Genomic DNA, 18852 nt, shown 5'->3' with positions numbered 1-18852 from the left:
TTCGCCCGGCGGCCCGACGTCTGGTAGACTATGGCATGGCCGATGACCTGAAACCGCCGGTCTCGCTCTATGAGACGGATTTCGTCGCCTGGACCGAAGCCCAGGCCGAGGCGCTGCGCCGCGTCCGACCCCTTGGCCTGGACTGGAGCCTGGTGGCCGAGGAGATCGAGGATTTGGGCAAGTCCGACCAGCGTGCCTGCGAAAGCCTGCTGGAACAGATCGTGCTGCATCTGTTGAAGATCGAACTGGGTGTCGATCGGGCGTCTGAGCGGCACTGGCGCGGCGAGGTCCGGGCGTTCCGACGCAGTCTTTCGCGGCGATTGTCTCCGACGATCGAGGGACGGATCAGACCCATGCTGGCCGCCCTCGTCGATCGCGCGCTGGGCGATCTGATCGAGGACGGACTTGTGAAGCCCGTGACCCGGATTCCCTCGGGATACGACTGGTCAGTCCTCACCACCGAAGGGCGATTTTCCGCCCTTCTAGAGCATTCGCCAGCGAAGTGGACACCGGTTCGCGGCAAAGAATGCGAGAAAGCAGAGAGCTAGACCAATCGTCTTGCGCCAACTCATGTGACGATTGGTCTAGCGTCGGGGCCGAACCCCACGTCCCCGGATCCGGTGGGGGCGAGCGCCTATAGCCCTATCCGCTTCAGCGCCGGCTTCAGGCTCACGGCCGAGGCGCGAAAGTCAGACCACGGATCGGGCTTCTTCATCAGGGTGGCGTAGGTCCACAGAGTGAACGCCGTCGGGTCCAGCCCGGCCTTCACCTGCCCCCATGACAGCGGACAGGCGATGCCCGCCCCGGGCCGCGCGCGCGGCGACCACGGGGCCACCGCCGTCGCCATCCGGCCGTTCCGCAGATAATCCAGGAAGATCTTCCCGCCCCGCGCCTTCTTGGCCAGGGTGGTGGTGAACCGGTCCGGCGCCGCGACGCGGATGGCCTCGGACACGGCCCTGGCGAAGGCCTTGTTCTGATCCCAGGTCACGCGGCTGCGGGCGTCGGTCCTGATCGGCACGACGACGTGCAGCCCCTTGCCGCCGGTCGTCTTGACGAAGGGGGCCAGGCCCAGGTCCTCCAGCTTCGCCTTCACCACCCTGGCCGCCGAGATCACATCGGCGAAGCCCAACCCCTCGTCGGGATCGAGATCGAAGGTGATCTGGTCCGGCACCTCCGGCTGGCCCGGCGCGCAGCCCCAGGGGTGCAGCTCCAGCCCACCCGATTGACCGATGGCCACCAGTCCGCCGACGTCGACCGCCGCCACATAGGGGGTCCGCGCCGCCACATCGATCAGCTTCAGCCGGGGGTTGGACCCGGCCATGGCGTGGCGCTGGAAGAAGGTCTCGCCCTCGATCCCGTCCGGGGCCCGGATGATCGAGGTCGGCCGATCGCCGACATGCGGCAGAATCCGCTCGGCCGCCGCCTCGTAGTAGCGCGCCAGGTCCGCCTTGGTGATCGCGGGGTTTCCATCGCGCGCGGGCCACAGCACCTTGTCGGGGCTCGAGATCGCCACCCCCGCGACGACGACCTTGCCCTTGCCGGATTTCGCCACGGGCTTGACCGTGGTGGTGGCTTTCGAGGGCTCGACCGGCTTGTTCCCTTCGGTCGGTGCCTGCGGGGCCTCGGTGACCTCGATCGCGGTCTTGTCCTCGCGCAGCCCCTTGAACGCCGCCTGGCGCAGAGACCCCACCTCGGTGTAGCCGCCGTGCTCGACCTCGGCGACCAGCACGGGCTTCACCCAGTGAATGTCGCTGGCCTTCTTGGGCGCGCCGATCCCGCCGAACGGGCTCGCGTCCGCCGCCGCCGCCTTCAGCGCCGGGACCAGGGTCTTGGTCACCGCCTCGCCATAGCCGGTGCCGACTCGCCCGAGATAGCGCAGGCCGTTGCCGCTCTTGTCCTTGACCCCGACCAGCAGCGATCGGAACCGCGTGCCACCCTCCGACGACCAGCCGCCGATGACCACCTCGTCGCGACCCCGGCACTTGGACTTGACCCAGCTGGCGCTGCGTCCTGCCGTGTACGGAGCATCCAGCTTCTTGGAGATCACCCCTTCCAGATCCATCCGGCACGCGCTCTCCAGCACCGCCTGCCCGGTCGATCCGAAATGCTCGACGAACCGCAGCCGCCCGCCCGCATCCCCGACCCGGTCGCAATAGGCCTGCAGCCGCGCCTTCCGGTGCGACAGCGGCAACGTCCTCAGGTCCTCGCCCCCCTCGAACAGCAGGTCGAAGGCGAAATAGACCAGCCCCCCGGTCTTCTCCTCCGAGATCGCCGCCTGCAGCGCCGAGAAGTCCGGCATGTGGTCGTCGTCCAGGGCGCACAGCTCCCCGTCGATCACCGCGTCGGGCCACCCGGCCGCCTCGGCCGCCAGCGCGGGGAACCGGTCGCTCCAGTCCAGCCCCTTGCGCGTCCGCACCTGGGCCTGGCCCCCGCCGATGCCCAGCTGGATGCGATAGCCGTCGAACTTGATCTCGTGCACCCAGCCCGCCGCGCCCGGCGGATGGTCGACCCCCTTGCACAGCTGGATCGGCACGAAGGCCGGCGACCGTTTCGCCTTCCCTGTCGCCGCCTTCGACGCGTTGGGCCTGGGCGGTGCCTTGCGCCCCGTCGGCCTGGACGCGGTCCATTCCTTCGTCCCGTCGGCGATCTCCGCCAGCGACCGGCCGGTGGTCACCGAGGCGTCGATCTCGGCCAGGGCGTCGCCCTCGCCCGGCACGGCGTGGTCGTCCTTCTCCTTGATCAGCAGCCAGTTGTTGCGCTTGGAGGGTTTGCCCCGATCCGACTTCAGCCGCACCAGCGCCCACCCGCCCTTCAGCCGCTCGCCGTCCAGCGTCATCTTGATCGAGCCCTTGGCGAAGTCGGCCTCCAGGCTCTCGGGATGCTGCGGCGTCCACGTCCCCGTGTCCCACAGCTGCACCGTCCCCGCGCCATAGTTGCCGCCCGGGATGGTCCCCTCGAAGTCGCCATAGTCCAGCGGATGGTCCTCGACCTCGACCGCCAGCCGCTTGACCGCCGGATCGCGCGACGGCGCCTTGGTCACCGCCCAGGACTTCAGCACCCCGTCGTGCTCGATGCGGAAATCATAGTGCAGCCGCGTCGCCGCGTGCCGCTGGATCAGGAACCGCAGAGGCGCGGCCGCGGTCCTGCGCCCCTTGGCCCCCCGCGGCTCGGGCGTCTCGTCGAACCGGCGCTTGGCCGCATAGGTCTTAAGCTCGCCGCGCATGCCCGACCAATGCGGGCGGGCGGCAAAGCGTTGCATTGGCTCAGGCCGCCCGCACCCTGGGCCCCGCCCCCGTCCGGTCGATCAGCAGGTCCGTCACCGCCCAGACCAGGGCGTCGGCCCGGTCCGGGCTCGCGCCCCCCGCCTCGCCCAGCCCCAGCAGTTCCGCCTCCAGCGCCGCCAGCGCGCCGACGTGGCCGACCCGCCCCTGTTCGTACAGCGCCGCCACCGGCTCGGCCCGCGCCCGCTTGCCCGCCGTCGCGTGAACCCGCCGCACGGGACAGGCCAGCCCCGCCGCCTTCAGCACCGCCTCCACCATGGCCCCGCCCTGGTTGGCCTCGGCCACGACCCGCACCGGGCACCCCAGGGCCTCGCCCCAGTCCTTTGCCGCCCGCGCCACCCGCGCCGCCCAGCCCGCCGGCGACAGCCCCCGGACCGAGCGGTCCTCCAGCACCCAGGCCGCCCCCGCCTCGTCATTCCCGCGAAGGCGGGAACGCGCCACCACGACGATCCCGCACGCATCCCCGCCCTCGCCCGACAGGGTCCCCGCCGGCGGATCGACCGCCACCACGGCGCGCTCATACTCCCACGGACCACGAAGATTCCGCTCCCGCCCCAGCGCCCGCGCCCGCGCCATCTCGGCCTGGGTGAACAGCGCCCCCTCCGCCTCCAGCACCAGACCGTCCAGCTCCTGCGCCGCCCGCCGCGTCCCGCCGTACAGGTCCCGCATCGCCGCCAGAAACCCGTCGGCCAGGTTCGCCGCATTGGCCCCCGTCGCCGCATGCGTCCTGACCGTCCCCGCCTCCGCCAGCACCCGCCGCAACACCGCCAACGGCTTGGGCGTCGTCGTCAGCAGCAGTTGTGGTGGGCTACCGCTCGCGACGCGGTCGCTCGCTGCTTGAGCCCGGGTCGTCTCCTCCCTGTCGCGCAGCGATGGGGAGGTGGCGCGGCCCTCTTCCGGGCCGTGACGGAGGGGGCCTTGCGCGCTCAAGCAGCGAGGGACCGCGTCCCGAGCGTTAGCGCCCTTCGCTTCGCCGAGCCGCAGGCCGAGGCGAAGCATGGCTAATGCCTCCTCCGGCTTCTCCCAGGCGCAGAACTCGTCCCCCCAGGCCGCATGGAACTGCGGCCCCCGGAACCGCTCCGGCTCGGCCGCCGACAGCATCAGCCCCACCGCCCCGCCCGGAAACACCACCCGCCGCCGCGCGCTCTCCAGCCGGGGTGCCGCCCGGAACGGCAGGGACATCAGCCCCGACGGCCCCTCGATCATCACCGAGCGCACATCGTGCATCGTCGCCCCCACCAGGGCGATCCGCCCGCCCGGCCCCAGCCGCGCCGCCACCTCACTGACCCACTCCGCCCCCGCCCGCGTCTTCCCCGCCCCCCGCCCGCCCAGAAACACCCACGTCCGCCACCCACCCTCCGGCGCACGCTGCGCCTCATGGGCCGCGCCGTCCCAGGCCAACCTCGCCTGATCGTCAGGGTGCATCGCCTCCGCGTCCTCCCGCGTCAGAAGGGTTGCCTCGCCCGTCTCCTCCCTGTCGCCTCTGGGCGATGGGGAGGTGGCGCGGCGCCCCTTCGCGCTGTGACGGAGGGGTTCTTCCGCGCTCAAGCAGCGAGGCATAGCCTGTCCTCCGGCCGATCGTAGATCGGACCGGGGGGCGCGCCGAGCGTCAGCGCCAACGACAGGCCCCCTCACCCCTCCACCCCCAGCCGCGCCAGGATCGCCGCCAGCGCCGCCTCCTGCTGCGGCGTCCGCCCGCCGGCCGAGCCCTCCCCCTCGACCTCCCCCAAGACCCGATCGAGCCGGATCATCAGCGCCGCCAGCCGCCCATAGGCATAGGCCCGCGCCGGATGCCCGTCCCTCAGCATCCCGACCGTGGTCCGCACCGCGGCCCGCGTCGCCGCCGCCAGGTCCGCGTCGGCCTTCAGCGCCCGCACCGCCGCGTCCGCCGGCGCGCCCGAGATCGCCCGCGCCCTGGCGTCCGCCGCCTCCGGCGTCATCGGCGGCTTCTCCGCCCCCAGGTCGCGGCGCAGCCAGCCCTCATCGCCCGCCCGCGCATAGATCTTCCGCTCCGAACAGCCATAGTCGGCGGCTATGCATTTCGCCGTCGCCCCGGCCACATAAAGGGCCTTGATCTCGGCCCACTCATCGGGGGTGTGATGCTTGTGCGGACGTCGGTTCAGCGGCGCTTCGGTCATGGCCGCATTGTACGGGGGCGGCGACCCAGGCCGCGCTCGCCGCGCCTCGATCGCCCCGGCCCTTGATCGCCGGGGTGTTTTCGTCCCGTTCGCGGATGACACAGGATTTCACCCGTCATCCCCCCGCGCCGGGGTGTCACCCCCGCCGCGTCATCGGCCGCGAGGGGGGCATCCCTCCGCACGGCTGAGGCCGACTTTGCCGGAGCCTCCCGAGCGGGAGCGCGCCCAACGTCGTTATTGAACTTTTCATGCGCCCGACGCATATAAACGGTGCAAAGTCCTTCCTGTGTCCCGAACTGTCGCCGTATGGCGTGCGTGTCCCGGTTCCGCCGGGACTAGGGGCCGGGAAGGCAACCCTCTTTCACCGAAACGTCCACACATCGTCCAGGCGCGGCCTCAGCATGTCGCGCCAGCGATGGGCGTCGCGCCGATCCGTCCGGAACGATCGGTGCACCGCCCCCGCGCACATGTCGGCCAGCTGGATCAGCGGATCGGTCCTGGAATCCGAGAACCGACAGTCCCGCACCGCCCCCTCGCGCATCTTCTTCCTGACGGCGGTCGATAGCTTCTTGCGGAACTCGCGGTCGCCCGACCCGTCGATGATGACCTTGGCGTCGCTCAGTCGCCCGCCGTCATTACGGAGCATCTGTTTGACGAAGAACTCATAGAAGCTCTCCTTGTCCGACCTCAGGTGGTCGGAGCGGATCACATCCTTCTGCACCACGATGGCCCGCACGCGGAACGGCCCCGCTGCCACGGCCCGAAAGAACCGGTCGCGCACATCCGTCCGGGTCTTGGAGAATTTGAACTCGCCCTTGTGGATCAGCCGCGCCGCCGACCCCTCGATGAGCCGGCGGGTGAAGGCCGCATCCTCCGCGTCCTCGAAGATGACCATCGCCGCCACGAACACCGGCGACGACCCCTGCTCCACCCGAAAGCCTGCGTCCCCGCTCTCGTCGATGTAGACCAGCATCAAGCAGCCTCCGTCACCGACGCGATCGGTTGGTCATCGCTTCCAAGCTGGTGGGGCACAACCAATAAGCAGGATATCGCACGAGCGCGGGATACGGGAGCCGATGTTTCCTTTTTGTACTCAATGACTTGCTGCTCTAATTTCCAGGTTCACGCTCATCAGGTAGCCCCCTCTTCTATTCACACGCCTACCAAATTACTTTTCTTGTTAGGCGTTGGACGGCAAGTGGAGCTGGAAAACAGCCGTTAAACCCTGAAAGATCAATCTCAATGAGTCGAGAACTCTGATCGCTCAGATTGACTAATTTCTTGAAAGGGATATTTATCGTGAATAGCACTTGATTCTTGTTAGCGCCAGAAAGGGCAGGGCGAGCTTATGGGGACGCAAGAGACATACCTCCGAGCCATTCTGGCGACGGTAGCCCGGCAAACTTTCTCACCCGCTAGAATTCTTGAAATCATCAATGCTGGTGAGAAGCAGCAGCGCGCCTTCAACCTTTGCGACGGCAGCAAATCGCAGGCCGAAATCGTGAAAGAACTCGGTCTGGATCCAAGCAACTTCAGCAAGACCATCGGCCGGTGGATCGATGAGGGCATCGTGATCCGCGTGGGGGAGAACCGTGAGGCGCGCCCCTTGCACGTGTACCCACTGCCCGAAGCCCTCATCAAAAAGGATTCGAAAAAATGAGCGCGCCAGACCTGTTGGCGGCGCTGAACGACAAGATGGACACCCTGATCAAAATACAAGCCGCGCTTGCGGTCAAAGGGATGGCCACTCAGCGCGACAAGATCGTCTTCCTTTACGGCGCGGGTCTCGGGCCGACCTACATCGCTAACTTTCTGGGTACGACTCCCAAGACGGTGAGCGTCGCCATGGCGAAGCACAAAAAAGCTTTGTCCGGAAAGGGAGAGGCTGGAGATGAGTGACGCTAACCACGAAGAGCTCATGAGCGTTCTACGCACGCTTGTGAAAATCCAATCCCTGTCCGCAGTGCGCCACCTCGCGACGAAGAAGGAGAAAATCCTCTTCCTTTCCGAGGCCGGGCTAGAGCCCAAAGAGGTCGCGCCGATTGTAGGCACGACGCCTGCTGCGGTGAGCCAAGCGATTTACGCCGCGAAGAAGCAGCCCGGAAAGGAAGCCTAGATGGCCAAGGACAAAGATGAAGTCGCTGAAGAGCTTCGCTCCATTAAAATTCTGATGATTCTCCAACTGCTGCGTCAAGGCGTGAAACAGGGTCAGATCGCATCTTCTCTTGGTATCAGCGATGCAACAATGAGCCGGATGCTGCCCACAGGCCTCTCAAAGGCCTTGTCTAAATCGAACCCTTCGGAGGCGGCCGGGTGATGGAGGACACTCTCAAAAAGATATTGGCCGAACTCGAGATGATCAGAAAAATCAAAATGATCGAGCTCGCCGAACGCGGCCACTCCCAATCAAAAATTGGCGATGCCTTAGGCATAAGCCAAGCCAGCGTTAGCCGCATGATGGCTGGCAAGAAGACGGCGGGCACCAAAGATAAGTTGGAAAAATAATGAGCAGGCAAACCTCCGTCATCAGCGCCTCGGGTGACTACGAGGAAATCATTCTTCAGATGGCGAAGCATCTCGGGCGCGGTAAAAATCGTCGCGATGTGTTCAATCTAATTTATGGACGAGGGTCGAAGCCACGATCCAAAAAACAAGTCGCAGATCAACTTGGAAGGACCGGCAACACGCAAGTTATTCAAGATGCTCTTGATGAACTTGCCAAACACCACTTGGTCGTTCGCACAGAAAACGGGGGCCAGGTTAAAGACGGCAGCCGTTACCTATACGGAAAAGCAGAGTTCGTTCGCGCAAACCGCGACTCAATTCTAAGATTCGCAGATAATCCCAACGCGGCGAAGAGGGTTGCTACAAAGAGACGCCCGGCGTTCGACGTGGCCGTTTCCTTTGTGAAGCCGGCACCTCAGCGGGCGAGAGCGTCAGGGACAAAAGCAACTCGCAGTTCGAAGGTGGCCAAGCTCAAAATTGCGCTGCTGATGACAAATCCAGACAGCTTGGCCTCGCTACAAACTGGTGTGGAGGCACGCTATATCGACGAAAGTATTCGACTTAGTCCACGGGCTAGTGAGGTCGAACTAAAAGTGGTGCCTGCACCAACACTGACCTCGTTGCTTGATACTCTGAACTCATACCGCCCAAGCGTGCTCCATTTTTCTGGTCACGGCGGCGGCCGGGCGTTAGTTTTCGACAATCAGAAAGCCGGTGAAGACGGCGGAACTGTTTTGGATTTCGACATGATCGCCCAAGTCCTTGGGGCGACGCGAGCCAACCCCGAACTGCTTGTGCTCGTCGCATGCGACACCTTGGATGGCGCTGAGCGCTTCCTCGATGAGGTTCCGGTTGTGATAGCCATGGCAGACTCAATCGGCGACGAGGCGGCCTGCGAATTTTCAGCTCAGTTCTACCGCACGCTGAGCACCGGGGAGACCATCTCCAACTCCCTGGCCCAAGCGAAGATCGTTCTCAAATCCAAGGGGTATGGGGACGCCGATTTGCCTACCTTTTTGGTTCGCAAAGGAAGTACCGCGGCTAAGAGCTTGCTCTAGGCTCTACTGATCGAACAAGTCTCGCGTTTGATCATCCCTGCTTTTCGGTATGCCTTCGCCACGGTGAAGGCACGGGTGCTTCGTGCGGCTCAGGCCCTTGCCGCCCTCAAAATGAGCCCATCCGCCGTTGGGCATATGAACGCTAAGGATTTTTGCGCCGCAGTATGGGCAAGGACGCCGATAGGACGAACGCTTGGTGGCGTCTCCCTCGTAAAGAACGGGCACCCAGCATTCTCGTACGACCGTCGATCCTCCATTTGGAAGATGTCTCGTATGAGCGCGTCTTTTTACCCAGCGCAAAGCTTCTCTCCGGCCTGAAGCGGGCGATTCGCAGTTGGAGGGAGAATCTGCTCGGCAGGTGGTCTTGTCGAATCTGAGGATGTGCAAGCATTTGCAAAACTGACCGGCGCCAAGAAAAAGGGCGGGCCCGTCTCCGGACCCGCCCTCGCTGTAGGCTGACTTCCCGAGGCGAGCTCTGCTCGCCTCGAAGTGATTAGAAGTCCATGTCGCCCATGCCGCCCATGCCGCCGCCCATGCCGCCGCCGGCGCCGCCGCCCGAGCCCTTCTTCGGCGCATCGGCCACGGCCGCTTCGGTGGTGATCAGGATACCGGCGACCGAGGCCGCGTCCTGCAGAGCCGTGCGAACGACCTTGGCGGGGTCGATGACGCCGGCCTGGATCATGTCGACATACTCTTCGGTCTGGGCGTTGAAGCCGTAGGTGGCCGAGGGGTTCTCCAGCACCTTGCCGACCACGATCGAGCCTTCGACGCCGGCGTTCTCGACGATCTGGCGGATCGGGGCCTGGATGGCGCGACGGATGATGGCGATGCCGGCGGTCTGGTCGGGGTTGTCGCCGGTCAGGCCTTCCAGCGCCTTGGTCGCCTTCAAGAGGGCGATGCCGCCGCCGGGGACGATGCCTTCCTCAACGGCCGCGCGGGTGGCGTTCAGGGCGTCGTCGACGCGGTCCTTCTTCTCCTTGACCTCGACCTCGGTCGAGCCGCCGACGCGGATGACCGCGACGCCGCCGGCCAGCTTGGCCAGACGTTCCTGCAGTTTCTCCTTGTCGTAGTCCGAGGTGGTGTCCTCGATCTGCTTCTTGATCTGGCCGATGCGGGCCTCGATGGCGTCCTTCTCACCGACGCCGTCCACGATGGTGGTGTCGTCCTTGGTGATGGTGACCTTCTTGGCCTTGCCGAGCATGTCGAGGGTGACGTTCTCCAGCTTGATGCCCAGGTCCTCGGAGATGACCTGGCCGCCGGTCAGGACGGCGATGTCCTCCAGCATGGCCTTCCTGCGATCGCCGAAGCCCGGGGCCTTGACGGCGGCGACGCGAAGGCCGCCCCGCAGCTTGTTGACCACCAGGGTGGCCAGGGCCTCGCCCTCGATGTCCTCGGCGATGATCAAGAGCGGGCGACCCGACTGGACCACGGCTTCCAGGATCGGCAGCATGGCCTGCAGCGACGACAGCTTCTTCTCGAACAGCAGGATCAGAGGCTCCTCGAGCTGGGCCTCCATCTTGTCGGCGTTGGTGATGAAGTAGGGGCTCAAGTAACCGCGATCGAATTGCATCCCCTCGACAACATCGAGCTCGGTCTCCGCAGTCTTCGCCTCTTCGACTGTTATGACTCCCTCGTTGCCGACCTTGTCCATTGCTTTGGCGATCATCTCGCCGACTTCGGTGTCACCGTTGGCGGAGATGGTGCCGACCTGGGCGATCTCGGAGTTGGCTGACACCTTACGGCTCGTGGCCTTGATCTCGGCCAGGACGGCGGTGACCGCCTTGTCGATGCCGCGCTTCAGATCCATCGGATTCATGCCGGCGGCCACGGCCTTCAGGCCTTCCTGGACGATGGATTGCGCCAGGACGGTCGCGGTGGTGGTGCCGTCACCCGCCTTGTCGTTCGTCTTGGACGCGACCTCGCGGATCATCTGGGCGCCCATGTTCTCGAAGGCGTCCTCGAGTTCGATTTCCTTCGCCACGGACACGCCGTCCTTGGTCGAGCGCGGGGCGCCGAAGGACTTCTGGATCACGACGTTGCGGCCCTTGGGGCCCAGGGTCACCTTGACGGCGTTGGCGAGGACGTTGACGCCGCGCAGCATCTTGTCGCGCGCGTCGGTGTTGAACTGTACGATCTTGGCAGCCATTGAGGCAGCTCCTGTCTATTGATTTCGTTGAAGAAGGTCGGCGACGCGGGTGCTTAGGACAGCACGCCCAGGACGTCGGATTCCTTCATGATGATCAGGTCGTCGCCTTCCAGCTTGACCTCGGTGCCCGACCACTTGCCGAACAGGATGCGGTCGCCGGCCTTCAGCTCCAGGGCGTTGACCTTGCCGGTCTCGTCGCGCAGTCCCGGTCCGACCGAGATCACTTCGCCTTCCTGGGGCTTTTCCTTGGCGGTGTCGGGGATGATGATCCCGCCCTTGGTCTTGGATTCTTCTTCCACGCGCTTGACCAGCACGCGATCGCCGAGAGGACGAAACGCCATCTGTGAGTTCTCCGATGAGCTTTCTGAAACGGTTCCGTCAGCACCAGGGAGCGCGCTTCTTGGCAGCCGCCACCCCCGAGTGCTAACGCGCGGCTCAAATAGGGCTGCCCCCCGACAGCGTCAAGGCCGCGCCAGCCCGATGAACGGCAGATGAACGGATTCCTGACCCGGTCGTTCAGCTTGGTCGTCACAGACTGGATTTCGTCAGTCGCCGTTCGCCCGGACACCGGTCAGGGTGGCGGTCGGGAAAGCCTGGAGGGGCCGCCATGAAGATCAATCGCCTGTTCGTCGCCGGGGCCGCCGCCCTTGTCCTGTCGTCCGGTCTCGCGGCCGTCGCCGCCCCGGCCGAGGCGCAGGCCTACTATGACCGGCGTGGCTACGACCGGCACGACCGCGACGACGACGACGCGGCCGAAAACGCGATCATCGGTGCCGTCGTCGGCGGCCTGGCCGGTGCGATCATCGGCGAGGGCGACGGCCGCTATGTCGCGGGTGGGGCTCTCGCAGGTGCCGCCCTGGGGGCCGCGGCGTCCGACGACGATCGTCGCCGCTACGGCGGTTACGGCTACGGCGGCTCGTCCTACGGCTACAGCTACGGCCCGAGCTACAGCAGCTACGGAGGCTATCAGGGCTATCGCTCGGACTGCGACTACCGCCGCGACGGTCGCTGCTGGCGAAACCGCGGCCACTGGGAGCGCGAGAACGGCATCAATGCCCGTGACGGCTATGACCGCCGCGAACGGGCGATCCTGCGCGACGACCGTCGCGACCGCCGCGATGATCGCCGTGACCGTCGTGACGATCGGCGCGACGACCGGCGCTGGCGCAACTACTGATCCGGCCGGGCCTCAGCGCATGAGGCGGTCCAGCAACGCCGCCGTCGACGGGTCCAGCCCGGCCGACGGCGTGCCCGCCTGAACGTCGCTCAGGATCGCCTTGGCCAGCACCTTGCCCAGTTCCACCCCCCACTGGTCGAAACTGTTGATGTCCCAGATCACACCCTCGACGAAGGTCTTGTGCTCATAGAGGGCCAGCAGCGCGCCAACAGCCTCGGGCGTCACCCGGTCCATCACGATCGTGGTCGAAGGCCGGTTTCCCGGAAAGGTCTTGTGCGCCGCCAGCCGGTCGGCTTCGGCGGCATCCACCCCTGACAGTTCGACGCGCGCCGCCTCGGTCGTCTTTCCCTGCATCAGGGCCTGTCCTTGTGCCAGCGCATTGGCCCACAGCGGGGCCTCGGCTGCGTCGCCCTGTGTGCGGCGAACGACCACGAATTCGGCGGGCACAACCTCCGGCCCCTGATGGATCTGCTGAAAGAAGGCGTGCTGGCCGTTCGTCCCCGGCTCGCCGAACACCACCGGACTGGTCTGTCGCTCCACGGGCCGGCCGTCGCGATGAACCCGCTTTCCGTTCGACTCCATCTCCAGTTGCTGCAGGAAGGCGGGCAGGCGCCGCAGGCCGTGGGCATAGGGCGCGACCGTCCGCGCCGACCGCCCCAGGCCGTCGACGTTCCACACCTGGGCCAGGGCCATCATGACCGGCGCGTTCGTCTCCAGCGGAGCCGAGACGAAGTGGTCGTCCATCGCCCGCGCCCCGGCCAGCAGGCCGTCGAACGCCTCAGGCCCCAGGGCGATGACGCAGCTCAAGGATACCGCCGACCACAGGGAATATCGCCCCCCGACCCAGTCCCGAAAGGCAAAAGTCCGCCCACAGCCGAACGCTGCCGCCCGCTCCGGGGCTGCCGTCACCCCGATGAAATGGCTGTCGCGCCCCGCCTCGTGCAGGCTCTCCGCCAGCCACGCCTTGGCCGCCTCGGCATTGGACAGGGTCTCCTGGGTCGTGAAGGTCTTGGACACGACGATCACCAGGGTCGTCTCGGGGTCCAGCCCGGTCAGGGCCTCGGCCATGTCGCGTGGGTCGATATTGGCCACGAACCGCAGATCGATGGCGGGTTCCAGAGGCTTCAGCGCGTCCCATACCAGCCGGGGGCCCAGGTCCGACCCGCCGATCCCGATATGGACGATGGCGGTGAACGCCTTGCCCGTCGCTCCCGTCTCGCGGCCCGTCCGCACCGCCTGCGCATAGTCCGCCATGGCCCGCCGCACGGTGTCCACCTCCACCGAGACAGGCTCGCCCAGCGCCCGGTAGTCGGCGCCCTCGGCTGCCCTGAGCGCCGGATGCAGCACCGCCCGGCCCTCGGTATCGTTGACCGCCTCGCCGCCGAACAGCCGCGCCCGCGCCGACTCGACCCCCGTGGCCCGCGCCAGCTCCAGACAGGCCTCGAAGCCCGCCCGGGTCCAGCTCTGCTTGGACAGGTCCAGATACAGTCCCGCCGCCTCAACCGTCATGCGCGACAGCCGATCCGGGTCCGCCGCGAACTGATCGGCGATGCGGGCCTCCCGGTCGCGGGCGGCGGCGGCGTCGAAGGCGGTCCAGGCGGCGTCGGTCATCGGTCGGTCTCTTCGAAGCGGAGCAAGGTCTCGTTTACGGGTGGGGCGTAGACCGGTTCAATCGCCGATTCGCGAATAGGAGCCCCCATGTCCTGCGGAATCGCCCTCGCCGCCGCCCTCCTGCTGGCCGATCCCTCGGTCGCCCTCGCCGCCGCCCAGCCCGTCGCGGTGCCCGGCGCGCCGGTGTCGGTGGCGTCAGAGCCCCTGTTCGCCGACATCGTGAGCCGGGCTTCGGCGCTGAAGGCCCTGGCGGCAGGTTTCACCCCCGACACCGTCCCAGCCGGCTGGACCGAATTCCGCATCCGCGCCATGGCCCTCGCCGACCTCGACATGCAGGGCCACCTGATCCTGGCCGAGCGGGGCACCGATGGCGACCTGAAATGCATCCTGCGCGGCATCGCCGAGGACATTCCGGTCAAGCTCGACGCCGTCGAGACGGCCGACAGCCCGGCCGCCCGCGCCACTGCCCTGTCCGAACTCACCTACCTGCTGAACGACAACGTCGAGGTCGTCACGGCACCCCCGCAGCCTGAGGCCTAACGCCGTTCTTCCGCAAGGGGAGAAGGGGCCTGTCTTTACGCCTCTTCGGGATATTTGATCGAACACCCGTAGGGCGTGGCGAACGCCGTCCTCACCGGCCGCCCGGCCTCCAGGTCTTCCAGCGCCGCGCGGACGAAGTTGTTCGCCCCTTCCAGGTCCTCGACCTTGTTGGTCGGCCGGTCGTCGATGCCGCCTTCGAAGATGATGCGGCCCTCGGGGTCGATCACCCGCATGTCGGGCGTCGTCACCGCCCCATAGAGTTTGCCGACCTCGCCGGTCGGATCGAGCAACAGATGGGTGAAGGCCGCCGAATGGGCGTCGCGATAGGCGCGGGCCGCGTCGCCCTCGATGTAACCCTGCTTGCCCGGGGCCGAGGACACGATGGTCAGCCAGACCACGCCGTCGGCCGTGGCCTCACGCTGGAGCGCCTGCATGGCTCCGGCGGAATAGTGTTTCTGCACATAGGGGCAGCCCTCGTTGGTCCATTCGATCACGACGGTCTTGCCGCGGAAGTCAGCCAGCGACCGCTGGGTCCCTTCGGCGTCGACCAGGGTAAAGGCGGGGGCCAGGCCCGTCTGGGCCTCCGTCGCCGTCGTGGCGGCGGGCGTCGCGGCGGTCTCGGCGGCCGGAGCCTCGGCCTGCTGGCAGGCGGCGAGGGTCATCGCGGCCAGGGCCGGGATCAGGATGCGGAACGAGGGTCTCATGGGGTCGTCTCCGTCGTCAGGGGTTGAGGATTATTCGCCCAGCGCGTCGAGCACGACGCCCTCGGTCAGAAGCTGTGGCAGGATCTGTGGTTCGGTCTGGCCCGGCCGGTGCACCAGATAAAGCGGCACGCCCGACCGGCCGCGCCGCTCCAGTTCGGCGGCGATGGCGTCGTCGCGCCTTGTCCAGTCCCCCACCAGATAGACGGCGTTCGCCGCCGTCAGGGCCTCGGCCACGCGCGGCGACGACAGCGCCGCTCGCTCGTTGATCTTGCAGGTCACGCACCAGTCGGCGGTGAAGTTCACCAGCACCGTCCGCCCCTCTGCATTCGCCGCCGCCACGGCCTCGGGCGACCAGGGCTGGGAGGCGAGGGCGGTTGTCCCGGCGCTCGTTCCGGCCTCGACGCGCGGCGCCCGCACGGCCGCGACCGACAGACCCGCGACGGCCAGCACCGACACAAGCGCCACGCCCGCCGCGATCCGCCCCCCCGAGACCTGCGCCTGACCCCACAACCACGCCGCCAGCGCCAGGGCCAGGGCGGCCCCGAACAGCAGGCCCAGCGCGTCGGCCCCCGTCTGGTTAAGAAAGACCCAGCCCAGCCACAGGGCCGCGCCATACATCGGAAACGCCAGAACCCCTTTCAGCCGGTCCATCCATGCGCCGGGCCGGGGCAGACGCGCCAGCAACCCCGGCGACAGGCTGACCGCCAGATAGGGCAGGGCCAGACCCAGTCCCAGCATCAGAAAGACGATCAGAGCCAAAGGCGCGGGCATGACCAGGGCGGCCCCAAGCGCGAAGGCCATGAAAGGGGCGGTGCAGGGCGCGGCCACCACAACCGCCAGCACCCCGGTAAAGAAGGCCCCCACGCCGCCGGGCAGCCTCGACAGCGGGCCAGACCCTGCGGCGGACTGCAGGCCCGCGCCGATGTGGAACACGCCCGACAGGTTCAGCGCCACGGCCAGCATCAGCAAGGCCAGCCCCGCCGTGACGGGGGCGGACTGCAGCTGAAAGCCCCAGCCCACGGCCTCGCCCGCTGCCCGCAGCCCCAGCAGAACGCCCGCCAGGACCAGGAAGGTGACCAGCACCCCGCCGGTGAAGGCGATCCCGTCGCGCCGGGCCTCGGACGGCTCATGGGCCGCTTTCGCAAGCGACGCCGCCTTCATGGCCAGCACCGGGAACACGCAGGGCATCAGGTTCAGGATAAGCCCCCCGATCAAGGCGAAGGCCGCCGCCTGGAGAAACACGGCCCAGTCGGTCGCGGGACCGCCCGCCGCGCCCTCGGACAGGTCCAGCGCACCGCCACCGCCCGCTCCCGCCAGCGGTGGCCCAGGCTCGGCCGTGATCTCCCAGGCTCCCGTATCGGTGACCAGCACCCCGCCGATCGGCCCGGTCAGGCCTCCGGTCCTCAGGGCCCCGCCGCTCTGCAGGTTCAGCGTCAGCCCGTCCGGCCCGCGCTCACCCGGCTGCGTGGCCGCATGCTGGATCACGCCGGTATCGAACGGAAAGAACCAGGCCCGCTCGCTCTCCATCCCCGACAACGGCCCCCCGGTCGCGGTCAGGGTCAGGGTCTGGCCGGTCAGGGTCGCCCGGGCCTCGATCCCCGCCGGACGCGGCGCGCTCTCGACCACGGCCTGGATCTCGGCCCCCCAGCGCGGGTCCAGCGGCGCCGCCCCCGCCCGCACCGGCAGGTCCAGCCTCAGCGTCAGTTCGTCCGGCACGCACATCTCGTCGCTGCACACCAGGAACAGCGCACCGACCGACAGCGGCAGGGTCGTCCCCGGCCGGGCGTCCGCCGGAATCTCGATCGGCACCGGCAGGAAGACCCGGTCCGAATAGCCATAGTTCATCAGGTCGGCGAGCCGCTGGCGTTCCGGCACCGGCCACAGGATGTCACCCGACACCACGCCGCCCGGCAAGGTCCAGTCCAGCGTCGTCGGCCCGCCGGAATCGCCCGGATTGCGCCAATAGGTGTGCCAGCCCGGCTCGATCTGCTGGCGGATGGCCACGATCGCCGTCGATCCCGGCGCGGCCCAGGCGCTCATGGCGACCAACTCGGCCTCGATCCGCACCGTCCGCTGCGGTCCCGCCGCGGCGGCGGTCGGCGCGGGGCTGACCGCCGGCTGGGCGACGACCGCCCCGACCGTCAGCGACCAGGCCAGCAGAATGAAGACGATCAGGCGCAACGGATTGGGGTCTCCCGGCGTCAAAGCCTCTGTCTATCGACAGGCAGGGCCCGACGCCATGGCGGCCCGTCGCCGCGCCTTCGTCGGTTCGGGGCCGGACGTTACCTCGGCGTGGCGGTGACCAGCACTTCGGCCCGGCGACGCAGGGGCTCTTCCACCCCACCCGGCGTGATCGCGCCGGCGTCGCCCGCCGCCCCGACCTCGAACGCCGGGGCGGGCCAGCCCTGGGCCGCCAGCGCCTCGACCACCGCCAGGGCGCGCCGCTCCGACAGCGTCTGGTTGGCCGCTGCCGCGCCCGTGGCGTCGGCCAGCCCCAGCACCCGCACCGACCGGATCTCGCATCCCTGCAGCTGGGTCGTCGTCGAGGCGATCGCGGTGCGCGCGGCGTCCGTCAGCCCGGCCTCGTTCTCGGCGAAATAGACGTCGAACCGCTTGGGGCCGCACGCGTCCGGCGTGGCGACCAGATCGTCGCGGTCCATCCCCATCGACGAACAGCCCGCCAGCCCCACCGCCAGCAGCCCCGCCGCCACCACCCTGTGTCCCGTCGTCATCGCCGTCTCCCTGTGCTGCGAAAGCCTGTCACGAGAAAGGGCGGCCCGCCTTCCGACGCGCCGCCCTGAAAACTCTTACTCTTCAGCGTCCTAGTAGCGACGCTGACCGTTTTCCCAATAGCACTCGTCCTGACGGTTGTCGTAGCAGTAGTAGTAGTTGCCACGGTTGTCGCGGTAGCGCTGCTGGTTGTCGCGATCCTGGCGAGAGCCACGGATCGCGCCGGCGGTGCCGCCGATGGCGGCGCCGATGGCGGCGCCGGTTCCGGCATTGCCCGAGCCGACGTTGTTGCCGATGATGGCCCCGGCGACCGCGCCGATGCCCGCGCCGATGGCGCCCTGGCGGAGCGTTTCATTGCTGCCGCCGTTGTTGCCGTAAGGATCGCTGGCACAGGCCGTGGCCATAAGGCCGGCGGCCCCGATCGCGATAATCGCCTTCTTCATGGGTCTAGTCCTTCATCCCTGATGTTCGCCCCGTGAGCGAGAACGCTGGATTATGGCGCAGGTTCCCCGCCTATGCTCGCTCTTAACGATGACATAGACTGAGACGTCGGCTTCGCGAGGGGCGAGGTTCGACGAGACATCAGTTCGCAGGGGGTTTTGTTCGATGCGTTTTCCTGAACCGGTCCGTATGGCCGAAGACAGCGCCAGTCCCGTCTGGGCGCGCACCAAGCGCCGGGGCGGCGGGGGCGGCGGTTTCGTCGGCCTGATCGTGACCTTGCTGGCCTTGTTCGGCGTGCTGACGGCGGCGCTGGGCATCAAGGAGCAGTCGCTGGCCGAGGGCGGGGCCCTGATGGACGGCTGGATCACCGCTGGCGTGTCCACCGTGCGTGAAGCCGCCGGCCAGGCGCCCGAGGCCGCCGAGGCCGCGGCCGACACCGCGGGTGAAGCCGCCGAGCGGACCGGCGACGCCCTTGAAGCGGGTGCCGCTACGACCGCAGAGACGCTTCAGGCGCAATAGTC

General features: G+C 67.5%; 21 protein-coding genes. 10 read left to right on the top strand and 11 right to left on the bottom strand.

All coding sequences use genetic code 11. The annotated features are described in order from the left end of the window. The first annotated feature begins 35 nt into the window (after positions 1-35). On the top strand, positions 36-548 hold the full coding sequence (locus ABN401_RS01855; protein WP_349683111.1) for a DUF29 domain-containing protein: 513 nt from the start codon (positions 36-38) through the stop codon (positions 546-548). Positions 549-634: 86 nt separating this feature from the next. Here the strand turns inward: ABN401_RS01855 and ligD are convergent, their stop codons facing one another. The 4 genes from ligD to ABN401_RS01835 all read right to left on the bottom strand — a co-directional run bounded on the left by ligD (position 635) and on the right by ABN401_RS01835 (position 6392). Continuing rightward, positions 635-3223: a DNA ligase D gene (ligD, locus tag ABN401_RS01850; RefSeq protein WP_349683250.1), complete on the bottom strand. Its 2589-nt coding sequence runs from the start codon at positions 3221-3223 to the stop codon at positions 635-637. A 40-nt stretch (positions 3224-3263) separates the two neighbouring features. Then, positions 3264-4706, bottom strand: coding sequence for a terminase large subunit domain-containing protein (locus tag ABN401_RS01845; protein ID WP_349683110.1), 1443 nt, complete (start codon positions 4704-4706; stop codon positions 3264-3266). A gap of 206 nt (positions 4707-4912) precedes the next feature. Beyond that, positions 4913-5419: a hypothetical protein gene (locus tag ABN401_RS01840; protein ID WP_349683109.1), complete on the bottom strand. Its 507-nt coding sequence runs from the start codon at positions 5417-5419 to the stop codon at positions 4913-4915. Positions 5420-5780: 361 nt separating this feature from the next. Then, positions 5781-6392, bottom strand: a complete 612-nt coding sequence (locus ABN401_RS01835; protein WP_349683108.1) for a DUF3800 domain-containing protein — start codon at positions 6390-6392, stop codon at positions 5781-5783. A gap of 375 nt (positions 6393-6767) precedes the next feature. On the opposite strand from ABN401_RS01835, the gene ABN401_RS01830 reads away from it, so the two are divergent. Genes ABN401_RS01830 through ABN401_RS01805 form a run of 6 tightly spaced genes read left to right on the top strand, consistent with a single transcriptional unit; the run spans position 6768 to position 8982 of the window. Then, a complete protein-coding gene (locus ABN401_RS01830) occupies positions 6768-7079 on the top strand; it encodes a helix-turn-helix domain-containing protein (protein ID WP_349683107.1) in 312 nt (103 codons plus the stop codon). Then, positions 7076-7318, top strand: a complete 243-nt coding sequence (locus ABN401_RS01825) for a hypothetical protein (protein ID WP_349683106.1) — start codon at positions 7076-7078, stop codon at positions 7316-7318. The genes ABN401_RS01830 and ABN401_RS01825 overlap by 4 nt, the downstream gene beginning before the upstream one ends. Continuing rightward, positions 7311-7535: a hypothetical protein gene (locus ABN401_RS01820; RefSeq protein WP_349683105.1), complete on the top strand. Its 225-nt coding sequence runs from the start codon at positions 7311-7313 to the stop codon at positions 7533-7535. The genes ABN401_RS01825 and ABN401_RS01820 overlap by 8 nt, the downstream gene beginning before the upstream one ends. After that, positions 7536-7736 carry a hypothetical protein gene (locus tag ABN401_RS01815; RefSeq protein WP_349683104.1) on the top strand — a complete coding sequence of 67 codons (201 nt, stop codon included), beginning with the start codon at positions 7536-7538 and terminating at the stop codon, positions 7734-7736. It abuts the gene before it with no gap. Further along, entirely contained in the window at positions 7736-7924 is a 189-nt protein-coding gene (locus ABN401_RS01810; protein WP_349683103.1) for a helix-turn-helix domain-containing protein, read from the top strand. The genes ABN401_RS01815 and ABN401_RS01810 overlap by 1 nt, the downstream gene beginning before the upstream one ends. Next, complete coding sequence (locus ABN401_RS01805) at positions 7924-8982, top strand: CHAT domain-containing protein (RefSeq protein ID WP_349683102.1); 1059 nt, start codon at positions 7924-7926, stop codon at positions 8980-8982. The genes ABN401_RS01810 and ABN401_RS01805 overlap by 1 nt, the downstream gene beginning before the upstream one ends. Before the next feature lie 493 nt (positions 8983-9475). On the opposite strand, the gene groL is transcribed toward ABN401_RS01805, so the two are convergent. Together groL and ABN401_RS01795 are read right to left on the bottom strand one after the other, a co-directional pair. Continuing rightward, the gene (gene groL / locus ABN401_RS01800) at positions 9476-11128 is read right to left on the bottom strand and encodes a chaperonin GroEL (RefSeq protein ID WP_349683101.1); all 1653 of its coding nucleotides are present in this window, start codon (positions 11126-11128) and stop codon (positions 9476-9478) included. Positions 11129-11181: 53 nt separating this feature from the next. Further along, on the bottom strand, positions 11182-11469 hold the full coding sequence (locus tag ABN401_RS01795) for a co-chaperone GroES (RefSeq protein ID WP_349683100.1): 288 nt from the start codon (positions 11467-11469) through the stop codon (positions 11182-11184). A 266-nt stretch (positions 11470-11735) separates the two neighbouring features. Here ABN401_RS01795 and ABN401_RS01790 point away from each other — a divergent pair, with 266 nt between their 5' ends. Further along, positions 11736-12305, top strand: a complete 570-nt coding sequence (locus ABN401_RS01790; protein ID WP_349683099.1) for a hypothetical protein — start codon at positions 11736-11738, stop codon at positions 12303-12305. A gap of 12 nt (positions 12306-12317) precedes the next feature. Here ABN401_RS01790 and pgi read toward each other — a convergent pair whose 3' ends face one another. Next, on the bottom strand, positions 12318-13916 hold the full coding sequence (gene pgi / locus ABN401_RS01785) for a glucose-6-phosphate isomerase (protein WP_349683098.1): 1599 nt from the start codon (positions 13914-13916) through the stop codon (positions 12318-12320). A gap of 87 nt (positions 13917-14003) precedes the next feature. On the opposite strand from pgi, the gene ABN401_RS01780 reads away from it, so the two are divergent. Continuing rightward, on the top strand, positions 14004-14456 hold the full coding sequence (locus ABN401_RS01780; protein WP_349683097.1) for a hypothetical protein: 453 nt from the start codon (positions 14004-14006) through the stop codon (positions 14454-14456). Positions 14457-14491: 35 nt separating this feature from the next. Here ABN401_RS01780 and ABN401_RS01775 read toward each other — a convergent pair whose 3' ends face one another. From ABN401_RS01775 to ABN401_RS01760, 4 genes are all read right to left on the bottom strand, one after another. Then, on the bottom strand, positions 14492-15160 hold the full coding sequence (locus ABN401_RS01775) for a thioredoxin family protein (protein WP_349683096.1): 669 nt from the start codon (positions 15158-15160) through the stop codon (positions 14492-14494). A 30-nt stretch (positions 15161-15190) separates the two neighbouring features. Beyond that, positions 15191-17341, bottom strand: coding sequence for a protein-disulfide reductase DsbD family protein (locus tag ABN401_RS01770; protein ID WP_349683095.1), 2151 nt, complete (start codon positions 17339-17341; stop codon positions 15191-15193). Positions 17342-17442: 101 nt separating this feature from the next. After that, positions 17443-17892 carry an OmpA family protein gene (locus ABN401_RS01765; protein ID WP_349683094.1) on the bottom strand — a complete coding sequence of 150 codons (450 nt, stop codon included), beginning with the start codon at positions 17890-17892 and terminating at the stop codon, positions 17443-17445. Positions 17893-17982: 90 nt separating this feature from the next. Then, positions 17983-18333, bottom strand: coding sequence for a YMGG-like glycine zipper-containing protein (locus ABN401_RS01760; RefSeq protein ID WP_349683093.1), 351 nt, complete (start codon positions 18331-18333; stop codon positions 17983-17985). 163 nt (positions 18334-18496) lie between these two features. On the opposite strand from ABN401_RS01760, the gene ABN401_RS01755 reads away from it, so the two are divergent. Next, positions 18497-18850, top strand: a complete 354-nt coding sequence (locus ABN401_RS01755; protein WP_349683092.1) for a hypothetical protein — start codon at positions 18497-18499, stop codon at positions 18848-18850. The last annotated feature ends 2 nt before the right edge of the window (positions 18851-18852 follow it).

The organism is Brevundimonas aurifodinae (assembly GCF_040195595.1).
Classification (GTDB): domain Bacteria; phylum Pseudomonadota; class Alphaproteobacteria; order Caulobacterales; family Caulobacteraceae; genus Brevundimonas; species Brevundimonas aurifodinae.
This window is presented reverse-complemented; position numbering and strand designations above follow the sequence as displayed.

Bases quoted from the DNA above. Each gene is read 5' to 3' on its own strand.
- ABN401_RS01815 (WP_349683104.1), top strand. From the start codon at position 7,536: ATGGCCAAGGACAAAGATGAAGTCGCTGAAGAGCTTCGCTCCATTAAA.
- ABN401_RS01780 (WP_349683097.1), top strand. From the start codon at position 14,004: ATGTCCTGCGGAATCGCCCTCGCCGCCGCCCTCCTGCTGGCCGATCCC.
- ABN401_RS01810 (WP_349683103.1), top strand. From the start codon at position 7,736: ATGGAGGACACTCTCAAAAAGATATTGGCCGAACTCGAGATGATCAGA.
- pgi (WP_349683098.1), bottom strand. From the start codon at position 13,916: ATGACCGACGCCGCCTGGACCGCCTTCGACGCCGCCGCCGCCCGCGAC.
- ABN401_RS01755 (WP_349683092.1), top strand. From the start codon at position 18,497: ATGCGTTTTCCTGAACCGGTCCGTATGGCCGAAGACAGCGCCAGTCCC.
- ABN401_RS01830 (WP_349683107.1), top strand. From the start codon at position 6,768: ATGGGGACGCAAGAGACATACCTCCGAGCCATTCTGGCGACGGTAGCC.
- ABN401_RS01775 (WP_349683096.1), bottom strand. From the start codon at position 15,160: ATGAGACCCTCGTTCCGCATCCTGATCCCGGCCCTGGCCGCGATGACC.
- ABN401_RS01790 (WP_349683099.1), top strand. From the start codon at position 11,736: ATGAAGATCAATCGCCTGTTCGTCGCCGGGGCCGCCGCCCTTGTCCTG.
- ABN401_RS01760 (WP_349683093.1), bottom strand. From the start codon at position 18,333: ATGAAGAAGGCGATTATCGCGATCGGGGCCGCCGGCCTTATGGCCACG.
- ABN401_RS01820 (WP_349683105.1), top strand. From the start codon at position 7,311: ATGAGTGACGCTAACCACGAAGAGCTCATGAGCGTTCTACGCACGCTT.
- ABN401_RS01840 (WP_349683109.1), bottom strand. From the start codon at position 5,419: ATGACCGAAGCGCCGCTGAACCGACGTCCGCACAAGCATCACACCCCC.
- groL (WP_349683101.1), bottom strand. From the start codon at position 11,128: ATGGCTGCCAAGATCGTACAGTTCAACACCGACGCGCGCGACAAGATG.
- ABN401_RS01845 (WP_349683110.1), bottom strand. From the start codon at position 4,706: ATGCACCCTGACGATCAGGCGAGGTTGGCCTGGGACGGCGCGGCCCAT.
- ABN401_RS01765 (WP_349683094.1), bottom strand. From the start codon at position 17,892: ATGACGACGGGACACAGGGTGGTGGCGGCGGGGCTGCTGGCGGTGGGG.
- ABN401_RS01835 (WP_349683108.1), bottom strand. From the start codon at position 6,392: ATGCTGGTCTACATCGACGAGAGCGGGGACGCAGGCTTTCGGGTGGAG.
- ABN401_RS01855 (WP_349683111.1), top strand. From the start codon at position 36: ATGGCCGATGACCTGAAACCGCCGGTCTCGCTCTATGAGACGGATTTC.
- ligD (WP_349683250.1), bottom strand. From the start codon at position 3,223: ATGCGCGGCGAGCTTAAGACCTATGCGGCCAAGCGCCGGTTCGACGAG.
- ABN401_RS01795 (WP_349683100.1), bottom strand. From the start codon at position 11,469: ATGGCGTTTCGTCCTCTCGGCGATCGCGTGCTGGTCAAGCGCGTGGAA.
- ABN401_RS01825 (WP_349683106.1), top strand. From the start codon at position 7,076: ATGAGCGCGCCAGACCTGTTGGCGGCGCTGAACGACAAGATGGACACC.
- ABN401_RS01805 (WP_349683102.1), top strand. From the start codon at position 7,924: ATGAGCAGGCAAACCTCCGTCATCAGCGCCTCGGGTGACTACGAGGAA.